This window comes from Phenylobacterium sp. (genome assembly GCF_004799395.1).
Taxonomy (GTDB): domain Bacteria; phylum Pseudomonadota; class Alphaproteobacteria; order Caulobacterales; family Caulobacteraceae; genus Phenylobacterium.
This window is the reverse complement of sequence record NZ_SSMZ01000347.1, coordinates 1-4,912: the sequence shown is the minus strand read 5'-3', so window position 1 is coordinate 4,912 and position 4,912 is coordinate 1. Positions and strand designations below refer to the sequence as shown.

6 protein-coding genes are annotated in these 4,912 nt (G+C 67.8%); 3 read left to right on the top strand and 3 right to left on the bottom strand.

What is annotated here, in order from left to right; genetic code table 11:
• A partial coding sequence (locus E8A12_RS22740) for a Plug domain-containing protein (RefSeq protein WP_293373207.1) occupies positions 1-537 on the bottom strand: 537 nt, incomplete at its 3' end.
• 167 nt (positions 538-704) lie between these two features.
• Between E8A12_RS22740 and E8A12_RS22735 the strand changes: the two genes are divergently transcribed.
• The gene (locus E8A12_RS22735; RefSeq protein WP_293373205.1) at positions 705-2,093 is read left to right on the top strand and encodes an MFS transporter; all 1,389 of its coding nucleotides are present in this window, start codon (positions 705-707) and stop codon (positions 2,091-2,093) included.
• A gap of 13 nt (positions 2,094-2,106) precedes the next feature.
• On the opposite strand, the gene E8A12_RS22730 is transcribed toward E8A12_RS22735, so the two are convergent.
• A complete protein-coding gene (locus E8A12_RS22730; RefSeq protein ID WP_293373203.1) occupies positions 2,107-2,514 on the bottom strand; it encodes a hypothetical protein in 408 nt (135 codons plus the stop codon).
• A gap of 28 nt (positions 2,515-2,542) precedes the next feature.
• The gene (locus tag E8A12_RS22725) at positions 2,543-3,262 is read right to left on the bottom strand and encodes a hypothetical protein (protein WP_293373201.1); all 720 of its coding nucleotides are present in this window, start codon (positions 3,260-3,262) and stop codon (positions 2,543-2,545) included.
• 303 nt (positions 3,263-3,565) lie between these two features.
• Here E8A12_RS22725 and E8A12_RS22720 point away from each other — a divergent pair, with 303 nt between their 5' ends.
• Positions 3,566-4,702, top strand: coding sequence for an efflux RND transporter periplasmic adaptor subunit (locus E8A12_RS22720; RefSeq protein WP_293373199.1), 1,137 nt, complete (start codon positions 3,566-3,568; stop codon positions 4,700-4,702).
• A 58-nt stretch (positions 4,703-4,760) separates the two neighbouring features.
• Positions 4,761-4,912: efflux RND transporter permease subunit (locus tag E8A12_RS22845; RefSeq protein WP_363212703.1), on the top strand; the 152-nt coding region annotated here is incomplete at its 3' end.

The window sequence follows — 4,912 nt, the reverse complement described above, 5'->3', positions numbered from 1 at the left end:
CGCCGCCTCAAAGCTGTCGAGCACGGGGCGTTTGGAGATGATGCGGATCGCCCCGCCCATCGAGCCGTTCCCGTAGAGCGTACCCTGCGGACCGAGCAGCACCTCGACGCGATCGACGTCCCACAGCTTGATGTCCGGCTGACTGTCGCCGGTGTCCAGGGAGCCCCCGGGCAGGCCGCTGATCGGAATCTCGTCGTAGTAGAGGGCGACCTCCGGCTCGCCGGCCGACTGCAGGCCGCGCAACGCGTAGCGCTTATTGCCCGGACCGGAGTCCGTGTAGGTCAGTTGCGGGACGAGCCTGGCGACGTCGGCGAAAGTGTCGGCGTTGGTCGCCTGCAGCGTCGCGTGGTCGACGACCACGATGCTCATCGGCGTCTCGAGCAGCTTCGTCTCGCGCTTGGCCGCTGTGACGACGAGGGTCTCGACATCCGTCGCGCTCTGCGCCCAGGCCACTGCGGGGGCCAGGGCGAGGCCGGCGACCGCCCCGAGCAGCGCGCGGCGCCGCCGGCGACCTGCTTTGTCGCATTCGATCGCCATTACACCCATACCCCTGTCTCGACGCCGATGCAGGTGTGGGCGTAGCGATCCGGGCTTTCGAGGTAAGACTTGCAAAATTTGTAAAGCGGCCGGCTTGCGCGGGGCGACGGATGAGGCATGCCGTGTATGGTCGCCCGCCGACGCCCTCTGACCCACGGATTCCGAATTTGCCCCGAGAGACTGCGCCGCCGGCAGCGGAGACGACGGCGCTCGGGTCGATCGAGCGCTCACCGCTGACCGTCTTGCACCTGCTCGTGGTGGGGCTCTGCGCGGTGGGGTTCGCCATGGACTTCGTGGAGATCGCGCTGGGCAATGGCATGGCCGCCATCTTCTCCGCGCCGCCTCACAGTCTGAAGGGGGCCACGCTGTCCTGGCTGCTGAGCTCGGTCTATGTCGGCGCCATCGCCGGCGCGCCGCTAGCAGGGTGGCTCGCAGATCGCTTCGGGCCCCGCAAGACGCTGACCTGGACGGTGGCGGCGCTTGCGGTGACTTCCCTGTTGGCCGGGCTCAGTCCGACCTCCGGGACCTTGTCCTTGGCGCGTCTGCTGTCGGGCTGTGCGCTCGGCGCCTATCCGCCGCTGATGATGGCTTATCTCACGGACATCCTGCCGCAACGCCGTCGCGGCGCCCTGATCTTCACGGTCTGCGCCATCGCCTATCTGGCGCCTCCGGCCGCGCTCTTCGCCTTGCGCAGCTTGACCGCCGACCCGGTGGCCGGCGTTGAGGGTTGGCGTTGGCTCTTCCTCGCGGCCGCGGCGATGTGCGCCGCATCGTGGGGCGTCTCGCTGTTGGCGCCCGAGGCGCCGCACTGGCTGGACGCTAGGGGGCGGCGATCCGAAGTCTTGGCGGTGGGCGCGAGGTTCGCAAACTCCCGAGACCTCGGGAGCCCGGCGAGGAAACGTGATGCTCGAGCAGGCGTAGCAGACGGACACGACGCGAAGCCGGCTCTCACGTCTGTAGCGCGGCCCGTCTCGCCGGTCAGGTTCCTGGTCCTGTGCCTGGTCTACTTCCTCATTCCCTGGGCCGGGGTCGCCTTCCCCCTGCTGACTGGTCCGATCCTGTTGGCCCGCCACATCAACCTGTCCGACACGCTCTTCTACGTGGCGCTCGCCACCTTTGGTCCCGCCCTCGGTGCCCTGGCCGGAGGCGGCGTCATCGACCGGATGGGACGGCGTCCGATGATGGCGGCCTGCGTCGTCGTCATGGCGCTGTCGACGCTGGTCTTCTTCTCCGTCCCGGGCTTCGTCCCGATGGCCGCCAGCATCATCGTCTTCGGCGTGGGTAGCGCGCTCTATCTGCCGGCGTTGACCACCTACAGCGCCGAACTCTTCGCGCCGGCTGTTCGCGGACGCGCCACGTCGATCGCCTGGGCCGCCAATCGCGTCGGCGCCGCCTTGTCGCCGGCGCTCCTCCTGCCGCTCATCCAGGCCGGTCGCTCCTCCCTAGTGCTGGCGATCCTGGGCCTCACCCTGATCGCGAACCTGATCGCCATCGCCGCAACCGGACTGAAAGATCGCAAGACACCTGGTACGGGCGCCGCGCCGGAAAACGCCTGATCGCCGTAGACGGTCAGGTGGTTCGGAGCCGCCGCGAGAGCTCCGAAGCGAAGCCAACGACCTGTGCGAGGGGCCGATGGTATAGGGCGATCGAACCGATCAGGCCGGTGGCCGTTCGGGTCAGGACCGTCAAGCCGCTGACCGGACGCCCCTCGAAGCGGCCCTCCCAGTGAAGGTAAGTCCTCGCCGCGACAGTCTCTTCGAGCGTGAAGCCTATTGCGTCATAGAGACTTTTCGTCGCCTCGAAAACTCGGCGCACCTCAGTTGGACCCACGACAGGCTGCAGCAGCACCCCTCCTTCGAGGACCACATCGGGCGCAAACGCCGCAGCGAACGCTGTCGAGGTCGGACGACGGATGATCTCCAGCCAGACCGCGCCCGGCAGCGATGAAGGGATGGGTTCGAAGGGGTCAAGTCGCATGACGGTCTCGGCTTCGAATGGGGCAAAGTCAGCTGAACGTCATCGCGCCAAAGTCGAGACTGACGAGCAGCGGCTCGGGGACCTTCCGGCCCGCCCCGTCGTATGCGTAGATGCCCCGCTTGCTCGGCAGCATCAGCCCTTGGACCTCGACGTAGTCGCTGGGGTAGTTCGCGCCGCTCGCTCCTTCCAGGATATCGACGGTGTAGTCGTGGCGGCGCATCAGTCCATCCGGTCCGAAGTGGGTCACCTGGGTGCGGCCGTGGCTGAAGATGTGGTCGGGGAAGGTGACCTTCAGCCGCCGCCACGTCTCGCCGTCTTCCTCCCAAGGCTCGATCTCCTCGGTCACGAAGCCCGGCGACGCATAGAGGAAGGGCGAGGTGAGATAGGTCCACAGCGCCTCGCTCGCGAAATAGGCCACGTGGAACTTGTCCCAGGGGCTGGTCGCGGTCTGGCCGGCGAAGGCGCCTTCCGGGTTTTCGCGGGTTTCGATTAGGGTCCCGTCAAGACCTTCCAGCACCAGGCTGTGGGGCTGGAATACGCAGCGGCGATCCAGGGCAGTGAAGGGCGTGATCACCACGCTCTGCCGATGGGTCGCGATGGCGAAGACCTTGTCGGTGAGCAGCCCCGGCTGCTGCTTGAACTCCCAGATCGCCCCACCGATCGAGACTTCCGCGCGCAGCGCGGTGAAGGCGTTCCAGCGATCGCGTCCACCATGGGCGGTCAGGGCGAGGTCTAGGAGATCGTTCACGGGCGTTGTCCTGGCGAAGGGTGACGCCTGTAGCCGCAGCTCAGGCGTTGAAGCGCCAGGACTAGAGAGGGAAGTCACCGCCAGATTGTACGTAGCGATCATGCGGCCGCCGCGGCGGCGTCCGACCGAACTCCATGGCCCAATTGTTCAACCCCGACGGCGCCGTGCAAGCCGCTGAGCGGGCCGGCCCCTAGCGTCCAATGCAATCCACCAGACGTCGGTCACTCCGATCGCGTGACGGGAATGCAGATGACAGCGCCTCGGCTCTTCCGAACAGAGATTCCCACGCTCGGGCGGCGGCTGGTGTCGCGCCGATCAGCGGCTGCGTCGGGCCTTCTGGCGCTGGTGCTGGCCGCCTGCGCCGGGCAAAAGCCGTCCGGGCCACCACCGGCGCCGCCGGCCGTCGAGGTCACCCCCGTCACCTTCCGGGCGCTTCGGCAGTGGGACGATTTCACCGGGCGGCTCGAAGCCGTCCAGAACGTCGAGGTCCGGCCCCGTGTCGCGGGCTATATCGACAAGGTCCGGTTTCAGGATGGCGCGCCCGTCCGACGCGGCGAGATCCTCGTCGAGATCGATCCGCGTCCCTACCAGGATGAAGTCGATCGCCTCGACGCCGCGGTGAAGCGCGGCGAAGCGCAGGCGACGCTTGCCCGCTCTGATGCTGACCGGGCCGAACGGCTGATGCGGCAGAATGCGATCGCTCAGGGCGAGTTGGAGCGCTTTTCAGCGACCGCGTCGTCGGCCGGCGCGGACGTCGAGGCGGCGAAGGCCGCGCTCAAGGCGGCGCGGTTAAACCTCGAGTTCACCAAGGTCGTCTCACCGATCGACGGGCGCGTGTCGAAGGCAGTGATCACCCGCGGGAATCTCGTGACGCCCGCCAGCCTGCTGACCACGGTGGTTTCCGAAGCGCCGATCTACGCCGCCTTCAACGCCGACGAGCAGGCCTTCCTGAAATACGCAGGCGGTCAGAGAGGGAAGGGCGGCGCCGTCTTGGTGGGCCTGGCGACCGAGACCGGCTTCCCGCACCGGGGCCACCTGGCCTTCCTGGACAACGCCGTCGACGCCGGCAGCGGTACGATCAGCGCCCGCGCCCTGCTGGACAACGCCGACCGCGCCTTGACGCCCGGTCTCTTCGCCCGGGTCCGCCTGGTCTCAAGCGCCGTGCAGACCGTGGCGCTGGTGCCCGAGGGCGCCTTGGGGACAGACCTCGGCAAGCGCTATGTCCTGGTCGTCGACGCGACCCGCCATGTGCAGATGCGACCGGTGGTGCTGGGACCCAGCACAGGCCTCCTTCGGATCGTGACCACAGGCCTCAGGCCCGGCGACCAGATCGTCACCGCGGGGCTGCAGAAAGTGAAGCCGGGTGACGCGGTCACCCCCCACACCTCCGCCCCGACCATCGGCCCCGCCGAACTCGCGGACTTGGAGACGGTGCAATGATCATCCTCGCGATGCTGAGTCTCAATCCGGCGGCGAGCTCTGTCTCGACGGCCGCAGCATGACCTTCTCGGACTTCTTCATCACCCGGCCGCGCTTCGCCGCGGTGATTTCGATGGTGATCCTGCTGGCGGGCCTGATCGCGCTGCCGACCCTGCCGATCGGCGAATATCCTGAGGTCGTGCCCCCGACGGTCGTGGTCCGCACCGCGTT